22 protein-coding genes are annotated in these 21,160 nt (G+C 54.7%); 6 read left to right on the top strand and 16 right to left on the bottom strand.

Translation table 11 applies throughout. The annotated features are described in order from the left end of the window. Positions 1 to 35: 35 nt before the first annotated feature. Positions 36 to 1,280 carry a glycosyltransferase gene (locus tag NC979_RS12790; RefSeq protein ID WP_190521888.1) on the top strand — a complete coding sequence of 415 codons (1,245 nt, stop codon included), beginning with the start codon at positions 36 to 38 and terminating at the stop codon, positions 1,278 to 1,280. A gap of 82 nt (positions 1,281 to 1,362) precedes the next feature. Here NC979_RS12790 and NC979_RS12785 read toward each other — a convergent pair whose 3' ends face one another. Beyond that, positions 1,363 to 1,980 (bottom strand): hypothetical protein, encoded by a 618-nt coding sequence (locus NC979_RS12785; RefSeq protein ID WP_190521886.1) that lies wholly within the window; start codon positions 1,978 to 1,980, stop codon positions 1,363 to 1,365. Positions 1,981 to 2,389: 409 nt separating this feature from the next. Between NC979_RS12785 and NC979_RS12780 the strand changes: the two genes are divergently transcribed. Then, positions 2,390 to 2,812, top strand: a complete 423-nt coding sequence (locus NC979_RS12780) for a hypothetical protein (protein WP_190521884.1) — start codon at positions 2,390 to 2,392, stop codon at positions 2,810 to 2,812. Positions 2,813 to 3,010: 198 nt separating this feature from the next. On the opposite strand, the gene bchB is transcribed toward NC979_RS12780, so the two are convergent. The 5 genes from bchB to NC979_RS12755 all read right to left on the bottom strand — a co-directional run bounded on the left by bchB (position 3,011) and on the right by NC979_RS12755 (position 6,473). After that, positions 3,011 to 4,549: a ferredoxin:protochlorophyllide reductase (ATP-dependent) subunit B gene (gene bchB / locus NC979_RS12775; RefSeq protein ID WP_190521882.1), complete on the bottom strand. Its 1,539-nt coding sequence runs from the start codon at positions 4,547 to 4,549 to the stop codon at positions 3,011 to 3,013. Between the two features lie 193 nt (positions 4,550 to 4,742). Further along, positions 4,743 to 5,006, bottom strand: a complete 264-nt coding sequence (locus NC979_RS12770) for a hypothetical protein (RefSeq protein ID WP_199308957.1) — start codon at positions 5,004 to 5,006, stop codon at positions 4,743 to 4,745. Further along, positions 5,007 to 5,804 (bottom strand): alpha/beta fold hydrolase, encoded by a 798-nt coding sequence (locus NC979_RS12765; RefSeq protein ID WP_190521880.1) that lies wholly within the window; start codon positions 5,802 to 5,804, stop codon positions 5,007 to 5,009. A gap of 91 nt (positions 5,805 to 5,895) precedes the next feature. After that, entirely contained in the window at positions 5,896 to 6,225 is a 330-nt protein-coding gene (locus tag NC979_RS12760) for a type II toxin-antitoxin system PemK/MazF family toxin (protein ID WP_190521878.1), read from the bottom strand. Continuing rightward, the gene (locus NC979_RS12755; protein WP_190521875.1) at positions 6,213 to 6,473 is read right to left on the bottom strand and encodes an AbrB/MazE/SpoVT family DNA-binding domain-containing protein; all 261 of its coding nucleotides are present in this window, start codon (positions 6,471 to 6,473) and stop codon (positions 6,213 to 6,215) included. Before NC979_RS12755 ends, NC979_RS12760 begins: the two co-directional genes overlap by 13 nt. 311 nt (positions 6,474 to 6,784) lie before the next feature. Here NC979_RS12755 and NC979_RS12750 point away from each other — a divergent pair, with 311 nt between their 5' ends. After that, positions 6,785 to 7,066, top strand: coding sequence for a YiaA/YiaB family inner membrane protein (locus tag NC979_RS12750; protein WP_073608042.1), 282 nt, complete (start codon positions 6,785 to 6,787; stop codon positions 7,064 to 7,066). Between the two features lie 112 nt (positions 7,067 to 7,178). On the opposite strand, the gene NC979_RS12745 is transcribed toward NC979_RS12750, so the two are convergent. The 9 genes from NC979_RS12745 to NC979_RS12705 all read right to left on the bottom strand — a co-directional run bounded on the left by NC979_RS12745 (position 7,179) and on the right by NC979_RS12705 (position 16,610). Further along, a complete protein-coding gene (locus tag NC979_RS12745) occupies positions 7,179 to 7,820 on the bottom strand; it encodes a hypothetical protein (protein ID WP_190521873.1) in 642 nt (213 codons plus the stop codon). Positions 7,821 to 7,924: 104 nt separating this feature from the next. After that, positions 7,925 to 8,398 (bottom strand): nucleoside deaminase, encoded by a 474-nt coding sequence (locus tag NC979_RS12740; protein ID WP_190521871.1) that lies wholly within the window; start codon positions 8,396 to 8,398, stop codon positions 7,925 to 7,927. 50 nt (positions 8,399 to 8,448) lie between these two features. Beyond that, positions 8,449 to 9,066, bottom strand: a complete 618-nt coding sequence (locus NC979_RS12735) for a flavin reductase family protein (protein ID WP_190521870.1) — start codon at positions 9,064 to 9,066, stop codon at positions 8,449 to 8,451. 177 nt (positions 9,067 to 9,243) lie between these two features. Further along, a complete protein-coding gene (locus NC979_RS12730) occupies positions 9,244 to 10,062 on the bottom strand; it encodes a hypothetical protein (protein WP_190521868.1) in 819 nt (272 codons plus the stop codon). Positions 10,063 to 10,175: 113 nt separating this feature from the next. Then, on the bottom strand, positions 10,176 to 11,180 hold the full coding sequence (locus NC979_RS12725; RefSeq protein WP_190521867.1) for a multicopper oxidase domain-containing protein: 1,005 nt from the start codon (positions 11,178 to 11,180) through the stop codon (positions 10,176 to 10,178). Positions 11,181 to 11,472: 292 nt separating this feature from the next. Next, positions 11,473 to 12,276 carry a hypothetical protein gene (locus NC979_RS12720; protein WP_190521866.1) on the bottom strand — a complete coding sequence of 268 codons (804 nt, stop codon included), beginning with the start codon at positions 12,274 to 12,276 and terminating at the stop codon, positions 11,473 to 11,475. A gap of 180 nt (positions 12,277 to 12,456) precedes the next feature. Beyond that, positions 12,457 to 13,845 (bottom strand): SNIPE associated domain-containing protein, encoded by a 1,389-nt coding sequence (locus tag NC979_RS12715; protein ID WP_190521865.1) that lies wholly within the window; start codon positions 13,843 to 13,845, stop codon positions 12,457 to 12,459. A gap of 190 nt (positions 13,846 to 14,035) precedes the next feature. Continuing rightward, complete coding sequence (locus NC979_RS12710) at positions 14,036 to 14,887, bottom strand: hypothetical protein (protein WP_190521864.1); 852 nt, start codon at positions 14,885 to 14,887, stop codon at positions 14,036 to 14,038. 133 nt (positions 14,888 to 15,020) lie between these two features. Further along, positions 15,021 to 16,610, bottom strand: coding sequence for a glycoside hydrolase family 57 protein (locus NC979_RS12705; RefSeq protein ID WP_190521863.1), 1,590 nt, complete (start codon positions 16,608 to 16,610; stop codon positions 15,021 to 15,023). A 446-nt stretch (positions 16,611 to 17,056) separates the two neighbouring features. On the opposite strand from NC979_RS12705, the gene NC979_RS12700 reads away from it, so the two are divergent. The 3 genes from NC979_RS12700 to NC979_RS12690 all read left to right on the top strand — a co-directional run bounded on the left by NC979_RS12700 (position 17,057) and on the right by NC979_RS12690 (position 20,263). Further along, a complete protein-coding gene (locus tag NC979_RS12700) occupies positions 17,057 to 17,812 on the top strand; it encodes a tetratricopeptide repeat protein (protein ID WP_190521862.1) in 756 nt (251 codons plus the stop codon). 128 nt (positions 17,813 to 17,940) lie between these two features. Then, entirely contained in the window at positions 17,941 to 18,837 is an 897-nt protein-coding gene (locus NC979_RS12695) for an SMP-30/gluconolactonase/LRE family protein (RefSeq protein WP_190521860.1), read from the top strand. A 373-nt stretch (positions 18,838 to 19,210) separates the two neighbouring features. Beyond that, a complete protein-coding gene (locus NC979_RS12690) occupies positions 19,211 to 20,263 on the top strand; it encodes a diacylglycerol/lipid kinase family protein (RefSeq protein WP_190521858.1) in 1,053 nt (350 codons plus the stop codon). A 25-nt stretch (positions 20,264 to 20,288) separates the two neighbouring features. Here the strand turns inward: NC979_RS12690 and NC979_RS12685 are convergent, their stop codons facing one another. Next, positions 20,289 to 20,957 (bottom strand): phosphatase PAP2 family protein, encoded by a 669-nt coding sequence (locus NC979_RS12685; RefSeq protein ID WP_190521856.1) that lies wholly within the window; start codon positions 20,955 to 20,957, stop codon positions 20,289 to 20,291. Positions 20,958 to 21,160: the final 203 nt, after the last annotated feature.

Raw genomic sequence — 21,160 nt, 5'->3', positions numbered from 1 at the left:
GGCTACCGGAATGCTTGGTGTATTGCGCCGGTGCCATGATTCCCCCATCCCAATTGCAAAAGCTCGAGCCTTGCCCCAGCGGCCCATTGCAAATTGAGCCGTTGCCAGCTCTAGCTGGGAATGATGGGGTTGCGCTACAAGCCCTAACCTTGTCCTTGGCCATACCCACCTACAACGAAGGCCAGAACATTGGCCCCCTAGTGGAACGCCTGGTCGCACTACTCGACAGCGCGATTCCCCAGGACTACGAGCTAATTGTGGTTGACGACAACAGCCCTGACCTCACCTGGAATACAGCTCTAGAATTGCAGGCTACCTATCCCCAGGTGCGGGTGCTGCGACGGCAGGATGAGCGAGGCCTGTCTTCAGCGGTGATTCGCGGCTGGCAGAGCGCCCGAGGGCGCATTTTAGGGGTTATTGACGCCGATTTACAGCATCCCCCAGAGGTGCTGCTTGGACTGTTGAAAGCCATTCAGCAAGGGGCTGATTTAGCGGTGGGCAGTCGCCACGTAGAGGGCGGCGGTGTCAGCGAGTGGAGCCTGGCGCGGCGAGTGCTGTCACGAGGGGCGCAAACGGTGGGCCTGCTACTGCTGCCTCGAGTGGTGGGTCGGGTGAGCGACCCCATGAGCGGCTATTTTATGGTGCAGCGGAAGGCGATCGCCGGTCCCCTGCTCAACCCCAAGGGCTATAAAATTTTGCTAGAGGTGCTGGGGCGTGGCACCATCGACACCATTGCCGAGGTGGGCTACGTCTTTCAAGAGCGGCAGGAGGGGGCCAGCAAGGTCACTTGGCGGCAGTACATTGACTACATTCACCACCTGCTGCGGCTGCGACTAGGGGGGCGGCTGTCGCAGCTGCACCAGCGCTTCCCCATGCAGCGATTTGTGCGCTTTGGCGTGGTGGGGCTCAGCGGCGTAGTGGTAGATATGGTGATTCTCTACCTGTTGCACAGCACCCTAGGACTACCCCTGACCCGCAGCAAAATTGGGGCGGCTGAAGTAGCAATTATCAACAACTTTATTTGGAACGACGCCTGGACCTTTGCCGATGTCAGCATGCTGCAACGGGGTTGGTCGGCTCGGCTAAAGCGGTTTTTTAAGTTCAACCTGGTATGTCTAGCAGGGCTGGTGCTTAACGTGCTGGTGCTCAACGTGATCTATAACCTGGTGTTTGGTCAGCGCTGGCCCTACCTGGCGAATTTGGTGGCGATCGCGATCGTCACCTTCTGGAATTTCTGGCTCAACCTCAAGCTGAGCTGGCGGGTGACGCAGGTGAAGTAGAGGGTTTAGGGATTGGAGGTATAGAGTACAGGGTCTTAGGCCAAGCCCTTGAACCCTATACCTTTTACCTTGAATCAGCCTTTCAACGGCAGTCGAGGGTAGCAAACACCTGGTCGGCGGTGGTCTGGGGTGCATCGCCGTGGGCCAGCACCCACACAAAACGAGCATCGTTGTTGTGCTCGACTAAGGTCAACAGGCTGGCGGCATTGTAGGTTGTGGTTCCGTCTTCAAAGCTGCCTGTCTGAATCACGACCGATACGGGTTGGTCGCAGAGGGTGCGCTCTTCAACCCGTTGCTCAGTGAGTTGATAATTGCCCTCAGTAGTAATGCTGTTTTGAAACTCCTCGACAAAGCTTTGTTGAGCGTCGTTGCCTTTGAGGTAGCTGGGTAGCTGGCCCATAGTTAGCAGTATCGAGGGCGGCGAGTCGGTGTTTGCCACCTGAATCATCTGCATACCAAACATGCCCATGTTCAAAATAGTTTGAGTCTCGCCGGGAATGGTGTAGGTAAACAGCTCTTGGCTATCGACTGAGCCTTGGTCGGGGCCAACGGTAAACCGCATAGTGCGGTTGATGAAAAACGCTAAGGTTAGCCCAGCTAACACCGTCACGCCGAGGCAGCCACCGCAGCCCAGCGCCACCCATTTAGCTGTGTTGCTTCCACCTGAAAGGTTTGGGGGGACAGGGGCAGCCTGGGTCATCAGTTAAACGCTATACAAAATGCGGTATTGCCATCATATCGCCCCAGTTTTGGGGCACTGCCGCCGATGATGAATCTTTGCGATCGCGCGATCGCAGAGATAACCCTGCCTTTGCACCATCCAGCCTGCGGGCGAGCGGCCAAGCGGGTAACAAAACGGCATAGCCAGCAGAGATTTTTGAGCAAAAAAGCCCTAACTGGGCCAAAAATGTACCTTTAGTGACTTAAAAAATCCATCGTAAGAGTGTTTATAATGCTCAATGCTCAAAAGTACTCTCTCGATAGGTAGTTTTGCTATGGCTTTTTCTCGTCTACTTGGTACTAAATTGTCGGCCTCTGTCTGGGGTCGCCTGGGTGCAGCAGCACTTTGCCTTGTGGGTGCCGTAGGCTGCACCACACCCGTAGAAGTCATGGATCCCTATGAAGAGGCTCCCTCTACCGAGCAGCCCACGCCCGAAGAGCCTGGAGCCACGATTGATGTATTTTTCGGTGATGTCGAGAGCCCAGAGGGCGGTACGGTGAAACAGCTTCGGCTGCCCGGCCCCGAGACTGGCGTGATGGTGGCCTGCGACCAAGAGGGCTTTGTGCCCTTTGCCTACAGCGACATGGGCATGGATTGGGTGGGCTGCGAAGTACCTAACCCCGATGATGCCGTCGGCCCCGAGTCGGCACTGACCGAGCCTGAGCTATCTGATGTGCCCAGCCCCGTCGGCGGCACGGTTTCTATGGTGACTATTCCTGGCCCCCAGAGCGCTGTTTCTGTACTCTGCGAAACCGGCACTCCCTTTATCTACGAAGACCAGGGCACCTGGGTTGGCTGTCAGGGCAGCTAGTCTTTCAAGCTGCAAAAGCGTTTGAATCAATTAACCCCCAGACTCTTCCAACGGGAAAAGTCTGGGGGCTATTGTTTGAAGTTGAGCCCTGCCTCAACCAGGTGGGCCTGTAGGGGCGAACGGTGTTCACCCTGATCGGGCAAGAAACCCGCTGAGCAAACAACCGTTTGCCCCTACAGAGACGGGATGCACTTGCGGTTACGCGCCCACTGCTTCCTTCGCGGCGTACAGCACCTCGGCGGTGATGCTGCCGACGCCCTGCTCGCGGGCGAACTTCTCGGTGTTGCGCTTCACCTTGCCACGCACAAAGCCGGGGATCTTTTGCAGCTCGGCCAGGCCATCGGCGCTCCAGCCCAGGCCCGCCTCAACAGCAGCATCGGCGCTCATGGTTTTGGTAAGAATCTCTTTGGTGTCGTGACCGCCAAAGAACTCTAGCAGGTGGTCTTCCATGCCCAGGGTGAAGGAGTTGTAGACCAGGTCAACAATCTGGTTGGCCCCTTCATAGCCCATGAATGGGCGATAGCCCACCGGGAAGTTTTGAATGTGAATGGGGGCAGCAATCACACCGCAGGGGATGTCGAGCCGCTTGCCCACGTGGCGCTCCATCTGGGTGCCGAAGATGGCGGCAGGTTCGAGCTGGGCAATGCGATCGCCAATTTCGCCGTTGTCTTCGCTGACCAAAATCTCGTCGCAGTACTCACCCACCCCAGCGGCAAACCACTCGGCGTCGTACTTGCAATAAGTGCCCGCCAGCACCACGTGGATGCCCATCTCGCGGGCCAGGATTTTGACCATGGCGGCGGCGTGGGTGCTGTCGCCAAACACCACGGCCTTTTTGCCGGTCAGATTCTGACAGTCAATCGATCGCGAGAACCAGGCTGCCTGGGAAACAAACCGGGTCTGCTCGTCGATGAAAGCATCGTAGTTAACATCAGCCCCCTGCTCGTTCAGCACCGTTTGAATGGCGCGAATGCAGCGGGCGGTTTCGACAATGCCCATGGGGGTAATGTCGACGTAGGGCATCCCTAGCTCTTCTTTGAGATACTCTGCCGTCAGTGGCCCCACTTCGCGGTAGGGCACCAGGTTGAACCAGGCCCGGCCCATGTCTTTAATTTGGGTCACCAGTGCGCCCTCGGGCATCACCAGGTTTACCTCAATGCCGAGCTGAGCCATCAGGGTGCGCAGTTCGCGGCAGTCGTGGTTGTTGTGGAAGCCCAGGGTGGTCATGCCAATGATATTCACCGAAGGCTTTTCGGTTTTGCCTTCGGGAAGGGTGCCCTGCTTGCGGGCTTTGGCTAGGTAAAACTGCACGATCTGCTGAAGGGTGCGATCGGCGGCTTGCAACTCGTTGACGCGGTAATGGTTCACATCCGCTAGCAGCACATCGCCCTGGGAGTCTAGGCTGGCGCGCTGCACGAAGTTAGCCAGATCCTCTTGCAGAATGCTGGAAGTGCAGGTGGGGGTGAGCACGATTAAATCGGGCTGCTCTTCTTTGTCTTTGCGGACGATGTTATCGACCACCTTTTCTTGGGAGCCGCGCGCGAGGACATTGCGATCGACAATGCTGGCGGTGACGGGGGTGAAGTCACGCTCCCGCTCTAGCATCGATCGCATCACATTAAAATAGTCATCCCCCAGCGGCGCGTGCATGATTGCGTGCACGTTCTTAAACGAGCTCGCAATGCGCAGGGTGCCAATGTGCGCCGGGCCGGCATACATCCAGTAGGCCAGTTTCATCGGGTGAGTCTCCTTGGTGGCGGTGGTCAGCGTGAGTTTGCCGAAACACCCTGAGCCGCGCAGCCCTGGTAGACCCAACGGTCTTGATTGTCGCCAACATAGGGGTGAGCCGGGGAACTCTGAGAGAATTCTTTACCTGACCGCTAAAGAAAAGCTCTACAGACTATTAGGCTCTCTAATGGTTAAGCCCAGTCTAGCGATCGCTCAACGTTCTGCCCTCACGAAAGGTGAGTTCTTGGCAACAGATTGTTGCGTTCAGTAGTTCAGCCACTTGCACAGCAGGGCTAGGATCCAAGCCCGGATAATCCGTTTGCAGATAGTCAATCACCGCATCGACTGGCCAAGGCCCCAGCGAAGTTTTGTAGTCTGAAAATTCTGCCTGAATCTCTTGCCAAGATCCATACTGCTTTTTAGATATCAGCATCTCGGTCTCGGTATAAATGATCTGAAGTTCCATCTACAAAACCGCTTCTAGGGCTTGGGCAAAGGCCTCTGGGGCATCGAGCATGAGCCAGTGGCTGGTGTTGGGTATGGCTGTCGTCGGTAGCGCTGGCCGCAACACGTGTAGGCTAAGGGGCATCGCATTGGATGGAGCCAGAACGGCATGGGCCTGAGCACCGGGCGAAGCCAGATACTTGTCGAGGGCGGCTGTAGCCTCAAAGGTGAATAGCTCACCTCCGGCACCGATCAGGGCTGCCTTTGCAGTGCGATTCAGGCGGGCCAGGATGTTGGCTTGGGTTTCAGAGGTGCCACCGGTCAGAGCGTTGCGAAAGGATTGCTCAAGCACCGATCGCCAGTCTTCCCCGACCATGGCTTGCTGCATCGGGGCCATCTGTGCCTCGTAGACCTCCGGCGGACACTGGGTACAGTCAATCGGCGGATCCACCAAGATGAGCTTGGCGATGCGGCGAGGTTGAGCGGCGGCAGCAGCAAGGGCAACGCAGCTACCGTAGCTGTGGCCAATCAGGACGATGCTTTCTAGCTGCAACGCATCCATCACTGCGAACAAAGCATTTGCACAAGCGGCAGGGGAATAGTCGTTGTCGGATGGAGGGGCAGACGCACCATGACCTGGTAGAGAAATTGCGAGCGCTGTTCTCTGCTGAACCGTCTGCTCTAGCTGTGGTTGCCACAGATCGGCGGCGCAGGCCATGCCGTGAACAAACACCGCTGGCAGAGCTGGAGTTTCGGTAGCGGCGTCAGCCACCAGCACCTCAATACTGCCGGTAGCACTGGCAATGGTGATGGAGCGCATTCCTCGGTCCTCATCTAGTGCCGGGCAAATATCGCCCTTGTCTAACCCGATGGTATGGCCTCAACTAGGCTTATGTGGGCTCGATCTCAAGCTATTCAGCAAACATTTCGGCCAGGGTTTCAAGCAGCATTCTCTGTTCCCCGACGCTGATTTGCCCGAGGCGCTTGACCAACCGGGCCTTGTCGACGGTGCGAATTTGGTCTAAAACAATTTGGCCGTTTTTGCCCTCAAAACGGCAGGCAATGCGGGTGGGATAAAGCCTGCCCTTGGTTGTCATTGGAGCCACGATCGCAGTGGTAATGTAGCGATTCATCTCGTCTGGCGAGATCACCACGCAGGGTCGTGTTTTTTTAATTTCGTTACCAACAGTGGGGTCGAGGTTGACGAGAAAAACGTCGAAGCGGTTAACTACCATTCCCATTCAGCGTCGTCCCAGTCGGTGGGGTTGAGGTCGTCGAGCAGGTGGCCATCGCGACTGTCTGCCATGGTGGCAAAGGCGGCATCCCATCCGGCTCGCTGGCGAGGGGCGGTGCGAATGACTAGGTGATCGCCCTCTACCTCTACTTCTACGTCTGCATTCAGCCCGCTCTGCTCTAGCAGCAGTTTGGGAATGCGAATGCCCTGGGAATTGCCAATCTTGACAATGCGAGTTCTAATGGCGGTGCCCATAGACGGTGTGTGCCCAGACGCGAAGTAATTACATTGTAGATACACCTACTGAGGTCGTCAAGGGAAGAATCATTGCAAATATCCGTTGAGGTAAAGATAGGTTCGACGTAGGGGCATTGCACTGCAATGCCCCTACCAGAGGATTCCGCTTGTCGAAGTGTCCTAACTAAATCAGCTGTTGCAATAGTTACAAACGTTTCTCCGTAACACTGCACCCTAGAGCATTTGAGAAAGTGTCTCCACTTTGGATGACGCAGCGGAAGGCTCGCCTAGGGTTGACGTAGTCATTCACACCGTTAAGGAGTCAGCCGATGAATTCTGTGCAGCCGCCATCTAGTCATAGTCAAGCCTGGGTTGTGCAAACCTGGCTCGCCTTTTTGCTGTCGGTGGGCAGCCTGTCGCTGGGTATCTTTTGCCTGCCGGTAGATGCCTGGGTGAAGGGCTACATGGGCATGGGCACCTTGTTTGCCCTGGGGTCTACCGCCAGCCTCTCTAAAACAGTGCGCGACCTGCACGAGGCCAGGCAGGTTACCGCCCGCATCGACGAAGCCAAGGTTGAGAAACTGTTGGCCGAACACCACCCGCTGCGCTAGAGCCTGTAACCGCTGACGACCCAAGAATTAGGGTTACAGCCCCTAGCCTGTTTTTGGGTCGGACGTGGTAACGCTGATGAGATCAGGATTGTGGCGAGAATTGATGACAGCCTTAAGGCGATCGCTTATCGCAGGCGGCAAAGTAAAACCCCAGCAAAACCTCTCTAGCGTGCCACCGCTTAAAGGAGACTGAGCGAACAAATGCAATGTAGGACAACACTAAAGCCCCAAGGAACAACGCCACCTGCTCAAAAGATGCTGCTCCGACGCGGAAAATGTTGGCCCAAAACACCCCGCCTAAGATCAGCAACCCAAACGACAGGTTGCGATACATGATATGGGTAGCCTGGTACAAATCTGCGGTAATTAGAGAGGGCCTGTTATTTTCTTTTAGATATGAGCAGACCCTCGAATAGAGATGATTCATCGTTTTTGGCATGCCAACTTTATCGTGCAGCAGCAGCACTAAGCGGTTCTCAAAATCGAGAGTTTTGGGATCAGTATCTTTGGCCAACCCTTGCAGCCACTCGCCTCTGTTGAGAAGAATTTCAGCTGGGAAATAATGAAATTCCCGCTTCGATAGGTTACATAGGGCCAAAAAAAACTTCCAGGTTACGCCCTGCGCTAGGCCCCCCAAGAGATAGCTAGCGAACGCCAGCGCAATTAACACCTGAAGGGAGAGACTAGTTGGAATCAAACTAGCAAAATCCTGCACGCTAGTTGCCGGGTTATAGAGCAAGAAGATCGCCAGCACAAGGGGCACACCCCCAAGGATGGCGGCAAAAAACTCGTAGGGCCCCAGCGCAAACTTGAATAGATCCATAACCCCAGGATGGCTAAATCAACGGCGGATAAGTTTTAGAAAAAACCCTCAAAGGCTTCCAGAGCCTCGTCTTCGAGCACGGGGCCAACCACTTCAACCGGGCGTTTGCCGTGCTTGAGCACCTCGCGGCTGCCCAAGGTCAGCTGAAAGGGAGATTCGCCCTGAAAATTGTAGAGTCGATCGCTGCCCAGCGCATACACCAGCCGCCCCACCCCGCTCCAAAAGATCGCCCCGGCGCACATAGGGCAAGGTTCAGTGCTGGCGTAGAGGGTGCAGTCTTTGAGGGTGTCTGGGCTGAGGCTTTTATCCATCTGCCGCAGCAGCACGGTTTCGGCGTGGCCAGTGCAGTCGCGCTCGGTGATTTGGTTGTTTTCGGCTTCGGCTAGCACCTGGCCTGAGGCATCAGCCAGCACGGCACCAAAGGGACGGTTGCCGGCCTCGCGGGCGCTATGGGAAAGGGCGATCGCTCGCCGCACATGGTTCAAATCCTGCTCACTCACATCGCTCATCCGCCGCCCTCCGATTGATCGCTCACCCAATCATGCCACTAGACCGGGGGCTACTTAGGGAAGCCGTTGGGAATCTCAAAGCGATCGCCCGTACGGCAATATTCGTAGCCCGCCATGCGCCCGATCGCCCCTACTTTATCGACATCGATGCGGTTATTCTCGCCCAGCACGTCGTCGCGCACAAACAGGTGCACCACCTGGCCAATCACAATGTGAAACTCGCCCACCGGCACAATTTGCAGGGTGCGGCACTCAAAGGCCACCGGCGACTCGGCCACGCGGGGCGGTTTGATCACTCGGCTGGGGGCTGGCGAGAGACTTACGTAGTCAAACTCTGACTCGCCGTAGGGCAACGGCTCGGCACTTTCTGCCACCTGGTGAGCGTAGGACTCAACCGCCAGGTTAATTACGTATTCGCCAGTGCCGCCTTCGCTGGCAGGGCGCACGTTGCGCAGGGTGTCTTTTTCGCTGCCGTCGGGCTTGAGGCTGATGCTAAACATCAGCGCCAGAGGCTTGTGGCCCGCCGCGTTGAAGTAGGAGAAGGGGGCCAAGTTGGCCACGCCCTCAGGCGACAGGCTGGAGACAAAGGCGATCGGTCGGGGCACGACACTGCCGATCAGCAGCTTGTAGCGAGTCGAGGGGTCTAGCAGTTCGGGGTCAATTTCCATGGGGGTCGGGGTGCAACAAAGGCAATCGCAGGCATTCTGCCACGTTTCGCCCGCTGTAGCTGCGCCCTACGTAGCTAACCCCGACCTATCCACCATGAATCTGGCTGTTTTAGCCAAACAACCCCACCGCTATCAAAGGCCACTCGGCATTGCTATCAGTGACCCAGCGATTGCCGCTTACGAACCGCGCTGTTCGACCTGCAGGACCAGGATGTGAACATCAGCGGGCTCTTTGACCGGTGTTTCTGGAGGAGTTACCGTAGGCCAAACTGTCTTTAACTCTTGCAAACTTTTGGTGATCGCAGTGTGGTCCTCAGCGCGGGTCTCTTCCATCTCCTGGGCAATGGTTTGGTACAGCTGGTCGGCATAGACCACGAATCCGCGCGAGTCTTGATACTCAACTGCTTCCACGATTTTGCCATCCACCACGGCAGCCTCATATTCTTCAGCAGCGGTTTTGAGAACCTGGGTGATGACTCCCAGCACAAAGTCAGGGGATTGGCGCTGGTCAGCGGGTAAGGCCTCGATCGCACCATCAATCGCTGCAGTCGACTCGTCGAACTCGGTTTTGAGCTGATCGCTCTCGGGGGCAGACTTGGTCAAATCAAGCAGCTCATTGAGCTGGTCTTTAAAGGGCGGCACATTGCGCTCGGCAAGCTGAGCCTCGACCCCACCGTAGAGTTCTTCAACTGGATGGCCAATATGAGGTTCAGCTTCCTCATAGTTACCGGCGGCGATCAGCTCTTCTGCCACCATCAAGTGGCCTTTCATCAGCGCCAGGCTGGTCATATAGTCAGCATCAGGATTGCTAGTGGCCCCAGCTTCGCCGCCCTCGCCACCTTCGCCGCCCTCGCCGCCGCCATGGGCCGCATCTGCGGTAGGAGAGGGTTCGGTACTGGCTTCACCACCTTCAGATGTTGGCCCGCCACAGGCTCCTAACGTCGCCGCTAAACCAACCGCCAGGAACAGCTCTACAGGCTTGAGTTGCTTTGCCATATCAGTGTCAATTGAGAATAAATTGCGTTTAGTCTTATCTCTATGAGCCTAGGGCTATCTGAGATCGCATGTCAATAAGATCCGAGGCGGTGGCGAAGAGCAAGACTTAAAACCTAGGCCGGCAAGACATCAAACAGCCCCATGCAGCCGTGCTCTGCGATCGCATCCTGATGGGGATGAAACATATATTGACCGGGATAGGGGTAGGCAAACTCCAGAATGTGGCGCTCGGCGGTGCCCATGGTGATCACGTCAGAATCGCCGGTTGAGGTGAGGGTGCGCCCCGTCGGAAAAATTTGAAACAAGTTGGCATGGATGTGGAAGGTCACCGCCACGTCAAACTCGACCATGTTGAGCAGATACAGCCGCACCCGCTGGTTTTGGTAGATGGGAATTGGGTGATCGCGGTAGTAGTTGGGAATGCCGTTAAAGGCATACAGCTCGTTGTGCCCATCGTTGTCAATGTCAAAGCCACCCATCACCAGCACCATCTCGTCCGCAGGTGGACGGCCCTCGGGTGGATCCACAATAAACAGGCCATAGAGCCCCTTGCTGATATGGCGCGTTACCGGGGCGACGTGGCAATGGTAGGGATGTACGCCAAATGGGCCAGCCTCAAACTCGTACACCATCGTCTGCCCATGGCGAATTGGCTGAACGCCGTCCATCTCAGCGGGGTGAATGCCGTGAAAGTGCATGCTGTGGGAATGCCCGTCTTGGTTATGAAAGATAATCCGCACCCGTTCCCCGGCTTTGGCCCGCATGGTAGGGCCTGGAACTCTGCCGTTGAGGTTCCAGCTCATGAAGGTAATGGCACTGTTGAGCTGGAGGGGTGAGCTGTTAGCCGTCACCTCAAACTCGCGCACAGGGCGGCCGTTTTCTGACTTGAGAGTGCCGTAGTCAAAGTCTCGCAGCAGGGCCATAGGGTCAAAGCTATTGTCGGTCGGCGGCCCGTAACCCTCGGGCAATGGGGGAATGCGCGCGGCCTGCGTTCGTCCCACCCAGGTTGACCCCACCACTGCCGCTGTCGCGACGGCCCCAACGCCCCCAGCCCCCCAGCCCAGAAACTGACGCCGCGACCAGGCCGTCGGAAATTTTGCGAAGGGTTGTTTAGCCATGCCAGAGAGAAAAAGCCATCTTCTTGAGAATAGTTCTTAATCACTAAAGTTGTCAGTTTCCTAGTGCCTTGAGCCCTGACCCTTTGGCGACAGCAATTGTCAACACGCTGCGCTGCCTTGAGGACGATCAGTCTGGCGGCTCACAAACTCGCTTACGTCCAGGCGGTTTAGGTCAAAGGCGGCGCGATCGCAGTACAGCAACACCATAGGTTGGCAAAGCGTTAGCGGAACCTAACCAAGCCGAGTCTCATGCTAAGTTGCATTCTCGTTAGCCTAATCCAGTGTTATTCGACTACATACGCTTTGTATATAGTCGTTGCAGTAGTACCACTATCAACGTGATTAGGAAGGTAATAGGAAGAGCGAATTTAAAGCCTTCTATGACCGAAGTATAAAGGCGAGGAGATGGGAGACAAGCATATGCATCTGTAACCAGATCGCCGCAGACTAGAAACCGCAGAACCCTGTTTCTCAGAAAAAAGCTAAATAACGAGAAAATAGCAATACTAATCCAGCCGGCCTTTTGTGACGATAAAATATCGCCCAAATATCGCTTCAGCTTCTGCAAAGAGTTTGCACCAGACGAAGTTTGTCTAATTACTGATTTATGCTGAGCAGCTAGACTTTTTTGTTCATACCACTGGGCAATGTTTTGCCCCGCCAGCCCGCCAGCCCAACCAGCAATAATAGACGCTATTACAGAGCCAAAGCCAATTGTCACAGCTGAATTAGGCGTCATTGCTTGCGATGAAAAATACCAAGGCCCAAAGACAGCAGCCCCACCCCCAGCTATCAAAGCACCTATCACTTTGGCTATGAGGTGATAGAGCCCAACTGACCGTAGTGGGTAAAAAAACAGGCACGTTGTAGCACTCAATAGTAGCCCATTAATCAACCCCAATCCCAATCCCAAGCCAGCACCGACTATTCCTGTCAAGATCAAGAGAAGCGGAAGTGGAAAAAAGCCAAAAAGAGACCCCAGTATGGCCCCTGACATCAGCCCTATTACAGTGCTTCGTAAGATGATATATTTTGCCAGTTGCCGTCTCGAGGTTGGTCGTTGACCTTTTGGACCTAATGTACCGTTGAGAGCCATGGCTTTGTTCTCAAGATGTGCCTTCGATGTATCACACAAAGTAGTGACACACCTTGCTGACTAATAGCAAAATTGTACTCTTTCAGATATCTAATATCTGCCTAGCTGTTTCAGCAGAACCGTAAGTTGGGTAGAACGCTAGCGAAACCCAATGTTGAGTTTTATTTTATTTCACCTTAATCACTTACTAACACTTTGTCTGGCCCTTGTTTGAGCCAAAGACTTTCGATACTCAGATGCCTCAGCTACTTTAGTCATTTTTATTTCGGATGTGCAAGTGCTAAGCTCTTCATCGATACGGCTCACAGCTCTAGTTATTTCTTCCAAGGATACTCTGAAAAACTCTTTTCTTGAATTGATGCTGTTCACGCGTCTGTCGTCAAACATCTTATGAAGCCTTCCTTCCAATTCTGGAGCATTGCTGCACGAAATCATCGCATGAATGTCAAACGGGAACGGTACGGATGCGGCGCTCAGCTCTCTAATGCGTTCTTCTGGATTTAGCCGTCTTGTCATACCGATTTTGTACACATCCTCACCAAATGAGCCAATGTTTGAAATGACGTAGACATGGCCTGTCTTGGTTAATTGAGCCTGTGAAACAGCTCTTTCTCTATTGGCTTCCGCCTCAGCAACTCTCTTTTCTAACTCCTCAATTTTAGACAGGAGGTTCTGCTGAAGCTTACCAGTAGCATTTTCTGCTTCTTTCTTGGCTTTCTCCAGAGCATCTTGATATTGACGCTCTTCCTTTTCCGCATCCAACCTTGCTTTTTCTAATTCTTTCTGAGCTTTTTCCTCCTCGCGCATCTGTTCACGGATCTGTCGCTGCTCCTCTTGCTCCTGATATCGCTTTTCCTGATATTCGTGTGTGAGCTGTAATTCTTGAATCTTTAAATCCAGATATTTCGGTGTAATCTCGCAATGTGTTGTTTGCGAGAGCTTATTCAAAGCCTCGTAAGCTTTTCGAATACGATTCTCCATAGTCTGTATATTGTTATATTTGACCTTGCCAACGGCAGCATCACATTCGCCGTTGAATGCTCTAAGAACTAGCTTCAAAAAGCTATCAACCATCTTGCGGCCTTCTTTCTTACTGCCAGAAACAGTCCACTCTGTATCACATATTGCCGCTTGCCTATCTTTTATAAGCCTCTTCTGGTTAGAGCGAATTTCGTCCAGTTTTTGCTTGTATTCTAAAGCTTCTTTGAAATCATATTTTGATTCATAGAAGCCAAAATCCTCAACAAAGTCTTTCTCTTCAAGCTCTGAAAGCTTCTCAGTTAAGGCTTCAATTTTACAGCTAATTTCTTGCTCTTGAATATCGGCTTGTTGCTGAAGTACCTTTATTCGATCTCGAAGTACAGTCGTTTGCGACTCTAGCTTTCTAATCTCTTCTTCCTTTGAAATTAGGCCACTATATTTTTTATCAGCGGCTTGAAGCCTTTTACTAGCCTCTTGAACACGCTGCTGAGCTATTTTGTTCTCATCTTTACTTTTCTGTAGCTGGCTGTAGAGTAATCCAGTGGCAGTAGCAAGACCAATCGAAAGAAAAAATAGTAAGAATGACATGAGCCTAAAGTTTCAATAATTCTTTTCTCTCTTCAAAGGGTTCCCCCTTAAATCAGAAAAGAAGCCAGACCTTGAAGATTTGCAAACACTCCAGAGTGGTTACATACTCGCGTCAAGGGGCTACTGGGTAACGCAGCATAAACAGAATCCCGATTCTTTGAAAAAGCTGGGATTCTCGAGTTTTGTACCCCTAGCGGCAGTAATCGTCAATTGGCTGCGCGGCTTGGACTGCGATCGGCGACCACTGACGAATCACGAACTCGCTTAGGCCCACATTGTCTGGGCGATTTGGGTCAAGCATAGCCCAGTCGGCGCGATCGCCCCAATCATACGTATAGCCCAACTGAGTCCACGGGTAGGGCAAGGCGCTAAGAGGTTCTGCGCCATTGATTGCGATCGGCTGCCCCTGATATTGATAGCGCTGATCGTACTGAGCATAAAACCAGTGCTGATAGCTAATTGGCACCGAGATAAACTCATTGGCAGTGCGAAAGCGCAGTTCAGCCTCGTGGTCAGTAATTTCGGGGTCGGGGCTAGGGCGAAAGAGAAACTGTGGATCGACCCAGATCTCAACCATTCGACGATTAGCTGCCTGGGCAGCCGGTTCAGGTGGTAAGCCGAGCACCTGGCCAAGGCGCGCCGCTAAGGGAACCTCGGCGGTTGGCGTATAGGCTTTGCAGAAGCTTTGCAGGTCGGGGATGGCCGTCACCCAGACATCGCGAGTGACAATCAGTTGATGCCCCACATTTTGGGTATAGCCCACCCAATCGGCCCAGGTCGCGACTAAAACTTGGCCCTGCTCATTCCAGGTCAGAGCGTTGTTTTGGCGCGTAATGGCGGTCAGATCTCTAAAGACTTCGTTGGGTTCTGGCGTTTTGGCGTCTTCAACGGCATCCCAATAGGCCGGTGGTGGTGCGATCGCCCCTGCTTGAGCCCGCACTGGGCTAACGCTTGCCCCACAGACTTCAACCAGGCCCAGCAACATGACCCCAACAGAAATCCGCACCGTTTTTCCAGGGATGACGACCATGCAAGACACCATAGGTATGCTCTAGCGACAGAATTTTGTCGTGTTTAGAGTACCCAGTTGCGATCGCAGGGATTGTGCCTAGTTTTGTAGGATAGCCGTCTCGGCTGTCCGCTTAGGACAGCCCTTCTACCAATACTCAGCCCCACTACAGCGGGCGATAGACGCGGTAGTTGATGTTGGGGAAGATGTTGTCTACTATCTCAATCTTTTCTAGCCAGCCGGAGTCAATTTTTTCGCGCAGAATGTCATCCCACAGCTTTTGGAAACGCATCAGGTGCGACCTGGTCCGCCGCACCGCATAAGGCACCATCGTCCCCGTACGCATAATGAAAGCCCAGTCAGACGACTGCGCCAGCAGCAGTTCCCGCGCCGCCTGGTTGAGGGCGCGCCACTCTAACTCGTCGGCAGGTTCGCGCTTGGCCAGGTCGATCATGCGCTCGGCAGCTTTGTGCAGATGGGGGTAAATCCAGGAGTTGGTCTCGTTCAGCCAGTATTCGTGGAAACCCTTGTAGCCCCAGCTCGACTGGGAGGGGCGACACACCTGCTGGGTGGGGTGACCTTGCAAATAGTCGGTCAGGTGAGTCATTTCGTAGGTGCTTTGGTCAAACCAGCTCTTGCGGAACAGGTAGTCGAGGAACCAGGGGCCTTCATACCACCAGTGACCAAACAGCTCGGCGTCGTAGGGCGACACAATAATTGGCGGGCGCTGCATCAGGCCGTGGAGGTGGCCAATCTGCTTCTCGCGGTTGTACATAAAATTAGCGGCGTGCTCGGCGGCTTTTTCTTTGGCCCAGTAGGGGTCATAGAGCTGCTTGTCGGAGAGGCCCAAGCCCTTGCCGGTGATCTTGTGATATTTGATGCCCACATTCTTGCGCTGACCGTTGGGCATGATGTAGGGCTTGATGTATTCGTATTCGGCATCCCAGCCCAGGTCGCGGTAGAACTCGCGGTACTCGGGCGCGCCGGGGTAGCCCACTTGAGATGACCACACCTGCTGCGACGACTCGTGGTCGCGGCCAAAGGCGGCGACGCCGCTCTCGGTGAAGATGGGGGAGTAGCTGCCAAATCGGGGCCGGGGTCGAGCGTAGAGAATGCCGTGGCCATCCGTTAAGAAGTAGCGCAGGCCAGCGTCGGCGACCATGCGCTCGAGACCCTCGTAGTAAGCGCACTCGGGTAGCCAGATGCCCTTTGGAGGCTGACCAAAGGTGTCTTCGTAGTGCTCAGCGGCAACCTGAATTTGCGCCCACACCGCTTCGGGATACATTTTCATCAGCGGCAGGTAGCCATGGGTGGCCCCGCAGGTGATGATGTCGAGGTTGTTGCTGTCTTGGTACTGCTTAAAGGCGGTGACCAGGTCGCCGCTGTAGCTCTCCCACACGTTGCGGACGTGGTTGAACTCTTTAGCGTAGGTTTCAGCTAAATATTGCAGGTGTCCGTTGTGGACGTGGCGCTCAACCTCCAGCTCGGTGAGTTCTTCGAGCATGGCCAGGTGGGCGTCGAAGCGCTCTTGCAGCAGCGGATCGCGCAGCATGGAAATCAAGGGCGGCGTCATGCTCATGGTGAGCTTGAAGTCGATACCGTCGCGCTTTAGCCCCTCAAACATGGTGAGCAGAGGCACGTAGGTCTCGATAATTGCCTCGTAGAGCCACTCTTCCTCCAGCACGTAGTCACTCTCGGGGTGACGCACATAGGGCAGGTGGGCATGGAGTACGAGTGCGAGATATCCAGTAGCCATAAGGTGCCGTTGAGGGAAATGAACTAAGAGCCGAGCTGTCGGGAGGGTAACCGCCGTGACCAAATTCTAGAGCAAAAGGTAAGCGCTAACGGCTGGCTGGGCTGCATCCACCATCTGGGGCTGCTTGAGGGAGTTATTTATAGGCGATCGCAGAGCCGGCACTGGTATGCCATGAAACGGTAACCCCAAAAAGTTCAGGGAGAACTCTCTGGGGAAAAGGCCAATTGCTAGGGCCAGTTCCAGGAAGCCGCTGTTGGGCTTTCACCCTGATGGATTATGGGCAACCCAAGGCTACGCTACAGCAGGGATGCGGGGCTGGCGTGCTGCATGGAATACATCGAATAAGAACCAGAGTAGTGGTGAGCAGATGGGGAGTAGAACGGTTTGGGGCAGGAGCCTATAGAGTATTAACCCAAGCCCCTCAACAAATCCAGCAAACACGGTCTATGGGAAAAGTCTCTGGTTGGATACTCTGCACGGCTTTAGTTCTGGCGGGCTGCCAGCGGGAGACGGCGGTGCCGTGGCAGTCCGCTATACTTTCGACCGAGGCGCTGGACAATCTGGCGTTGCCGACCTTCCTGGTGGATGTGGCGACAGCGGCTCGCTACCGCCAGGAGGGGCTAGCCTTTCGGCAGCAGGGAGATATGGAGCGGGCGATCGCCACCCTCAAGATTGCCGCCGCCCTCGACCCCCGCAACCCCGAAGGCCAAGTCTTGCTGGGCTGGACTCAGCACCTCGCCGGGTTTGCGGCCCCCGCCGTTTCGGCACTACAAACCGCCCTGAGCTATAGCCCAGAGCACGTGCCCGCCCTCAACGCCCTAGGCATTGTCTATCTGGTGGATGGGCAGCTAGAGGCGGCGGTAGAGACCCACACCCGCGCCGCCGAACTTGAGCCCCGCAATGAAATCGCCCACTATAACCTCAGCTTGGCCTACCAGCGGTTAGGACAGGTCGAGCAGGCCGTAGCTGAAGCCCAAACCGCCACCGAGCTAGAGCCGGGCAACCCCCACCCCTGGGTAGCGCTGGCGTTGGCCCACTGGTCAGCCGAGAACAATGCTGAGGCGATCGCCAACTACCGTCAGGCATTAGCGATCGACAGTCGCTACACAAGCCGCGACTACCTAGACCACTTAGAACAAGCCGGGTTTAGCCAGGAGCAGATCGAAGCAACCGAGGAAATTCGTCAGGCGGCGGGGCTGTAGGGGTTTCAGGGTATAAGGTGTAGGGTTTAAGAAGTGCCTTATACCTTGAACCCTACACCCTCTGTCTTTAGATAGGGATGTGCCCAGCCACGCTGTGCGACGCTTCTGTAAGTAACCCCGGTGCCCCCATGACCGCTGCGACCCTGCCTAAGCTATCGGCCCAAAACGTGCTCCATGCCCGCGCTCGCCTGGGAGAAGGCCCTCTGTGGGATGGCGACAAGCAGGTGCTCTACTGGGTCGATATTCTCAACCACCGCGTCCATGTGTTTGAGCCCAGCAGCGGCGACGACTGCCACTGGGATGTGGGCGATATGGGCAGCGCCATAGCCTTGATGGCAGGCGAGAGGCTGCTGGTGGCCATGGGCGATCGCATCACCCAGCTCGATCTCACCTCGGGTGAGGTCGAAACCCTCCACACCTTTGAGTTTGATGCCCCGGGCACCCGCTTTAACGACGGCAAGTGCGACCCCCAGGGCCGCTTTTGGATTGGCTCTATGAGCCCAGACTATCCTGGCCATGCGGCCCTCTACCGCTACGACCCCGATGGCTCAGTGCGCACCATGGAAACCGAACTGACGATCTCCAACGGGCTGGGCTGGAGCCCCGACGGCCATACCTTTTATTTGACTGACTCACCCCAGCGCAAAATTTTTGCCTACAGATTCGATGGGGCAACGGGGGAAATTAGCGATCGCACCGTTGCCATTGACCTGGGCAAAGAAGATGAATTCATCGAACCCGACGGCCTAGCGATCGACAACGACGGCAATATCTGGACGGCGCTTTGGAATGGCAGCTGCGTGGCCTGCTTTAGCCCCTCTGGAGAATCCTTGGGCCGGGTGAAACTGCCCGTGCAGCGCCCCACTTGCCCCACCTTTGGCGGCCCTAACCGACAGACCCTCTACGTCACTACCGCCTCCGTAGGGCTGAGCCAAAAGGAGATTCAGCAGGGGTTTTATTCGGGGGATTTGTTTGCGATCGCAGCCCCTGTGCCCGGCCTGCCCACCAACCCCTTTGGAGCTTAAGCCTCTGTTCATAACGTTGACCTACTGCTGGTGAGCGGTACCCACCCTGAAATCCGAACCCAAGACCAGATCGCTCTCACCATGGTCTACGTGCTGCACGTCACGACGGTCGGAAAGACGAAACTGGCTATGTGAATAAAGACCTACCCCGGTACCATGTTCCTCGCCACTGGTGCAGCTGCCAATACGTCACCTGGGCACGCCTGTCATGATGGATGCAGTGGAGCACGCGCTATTTAAGCTGAAGGTACCCGTCACTCTCATGTTCATAGGGAGGATTTCAACCTAGCCTAGTAAAGGATAGGGCGATCGCAAACGACAGCAGCCTGAGCTCTTTGCCAATGTCACTCGCTCCACACCGCTGTATAGCTCTGTGAAATCTAATTGGGAGACTCCAGAGATGAATACCGTACTGATCGTCAACCCCACCTCTGGGCCAAGTGAAAACTCTCAGCTAGTGCCCGATCTTACCAACGCTTTACACAGCCAGGGCATCCACGCCGAAATCTGCCCTACAACAGCCGAGGAAAATGGCCAAGGGTTAGCGGCCGCAGCCGCAAAATCGGGAGCAAAGCTGGTGGTTGTCGCCGGGGGCGACGGCACAATTGAAGCTGTCGCTCGGGGATTGGTGCATACTCAAACGACATTGGGCATTATTCCCCTTGGCACGCGCAATAATATTGCGGCCAGCCTAAATATTCCGACGGATATGGCACAGGCTGTGCAAGTTCTCACAGAGGGAAAGCGCAGCCAATTTGACCTAGGCAAAGCCAATAACCACTATTTTATGGAAGTAGTGGGCATAGGCTTAGAAGCCTCACTTTTTCCCTGTGGAGATGACGTCAAGGAAGGCATTAAGAGCAACTATTGGGCAGCTATTAAAAGCTTTTTTGCTGGCTTCAAAACCTTCTTGCAGTTTAAGCCACACCGTTTGGCCTTGCGCTTTGATGGCAAAAGGGCGCGGCTGAGCACCTTACAAGTCAATGTCTGCAACAGCCCTCGCTATGGTGTCGAGTTTGCTCTAGCACCCGAGGCCAAAATGAATGACGGCAAGCTTGACCTTATCTATATCAACAAGCCCTCTAAGTGGGATCATTTCCGCCAGTTTTTTGCGGCTATGCGGGGCAAACAGCTACCCCATGAACGGCTCAAAATGCATCAGGCCTCTACGATTGAAGTGAGAGCGTACCCAGCGCTAGATGTTCATGCCGATGGGGAATGTATCGGCACAACGCCGGTCGTCGTTGAGGTTGTTCCTAAAGCCCTCTGGATCTATGTGCCCACACCTGAGCTAGCGGTCACATTCACTGAACAAAACAGTGCTGCTGAGAAAAATAGCATTTTTGATTTCATCCAGCACCCTCAAGACTCTGAGCCTCAAGACTTTGAGCCTCAAACTCCTAGTTCTGAAGCCCTTGATTTTTAAGGACTTCACCGAAAGACTTACGCCCTCAAAGGCCGCCAATTCGCACTAGCCCTAGCAGGCAAACCCCGAGCCAGATACCGCCAGCAACCCAGCCGCTCAACACATCGGTTGGCCAATGCACACCCAAATATACCCGGCTAAACCCCACCCCCAGGGTCAAAATCAGAGCTAACGTAGCCGTAATCTCTAGCGGAATGTTGAGAGAGGTTAGAGCAGCGGCCAAAAGACCGTAAAACGAAATCGCGCTCATGGCGTGGCCGCTGGGGTAGCTGTAGTCCATCGGGCGTTTAGAGGAAGACCACAGGTCGGGCCTTTCCCGGCGGAAGAAAGATTTAAAAATCCCATTCAGTAACCACGACCCGCCCAACCCAATGGCCAGAACTAGGGCCGCGATCGCCCGGTCGCGGTAAACCAAAATTCCACCAACCACGATCAGCACAGGGATGGTAATCTCGCCCTGAGCTAGCCGGGTTACAGCCGTCATAACGCTATCGAGGATTGGGTTAGCTTGCGCCTTGAGCGTTAACAGGCAAAGCTCTTCAACCGGTCGCAACCAGTCTACAAACAAAATCCGGGCTAGAAAAGCGCCCGCCGTTAAAATAAATGCGCCTGAAAAAAGACCTAGAAACAGATAGGGGATAAAGGCAATGAGAGACTGGAACAACCAGTAAAGGCGGGGGCTAACCTCTGCCATTAATAATCTCCTAGGAGGGTGGATAGGCGTTGGTTAGTATTGTATGCCGTTCCCCCTTGGCACCAGACCGCTACCTTGCATGCAGCCGTCAGCTCGTACCGTTGAGCAACGTCGTGCTTAAGCCTTAGGAAATCGGTCTATTGCTCTATAATCTGACATTTTTATATCTAACATCTGGTACATCCCCGGCAGCGGGCAACAGC

Origin of the sequence: Leptolyngbya subtilissima AS-A7 (assembly GCF_039962255.1) — a bacterium.
Taxonomy (GTDB): Bacteria; Cyanobacteriota; Cyanobacteriia; order Phormidesmidales; family Phormidesmidaceae; genus Nodosilinea.
This window is presented reverse-complemented; position numbering and strand designations above follow the sequence as displayed.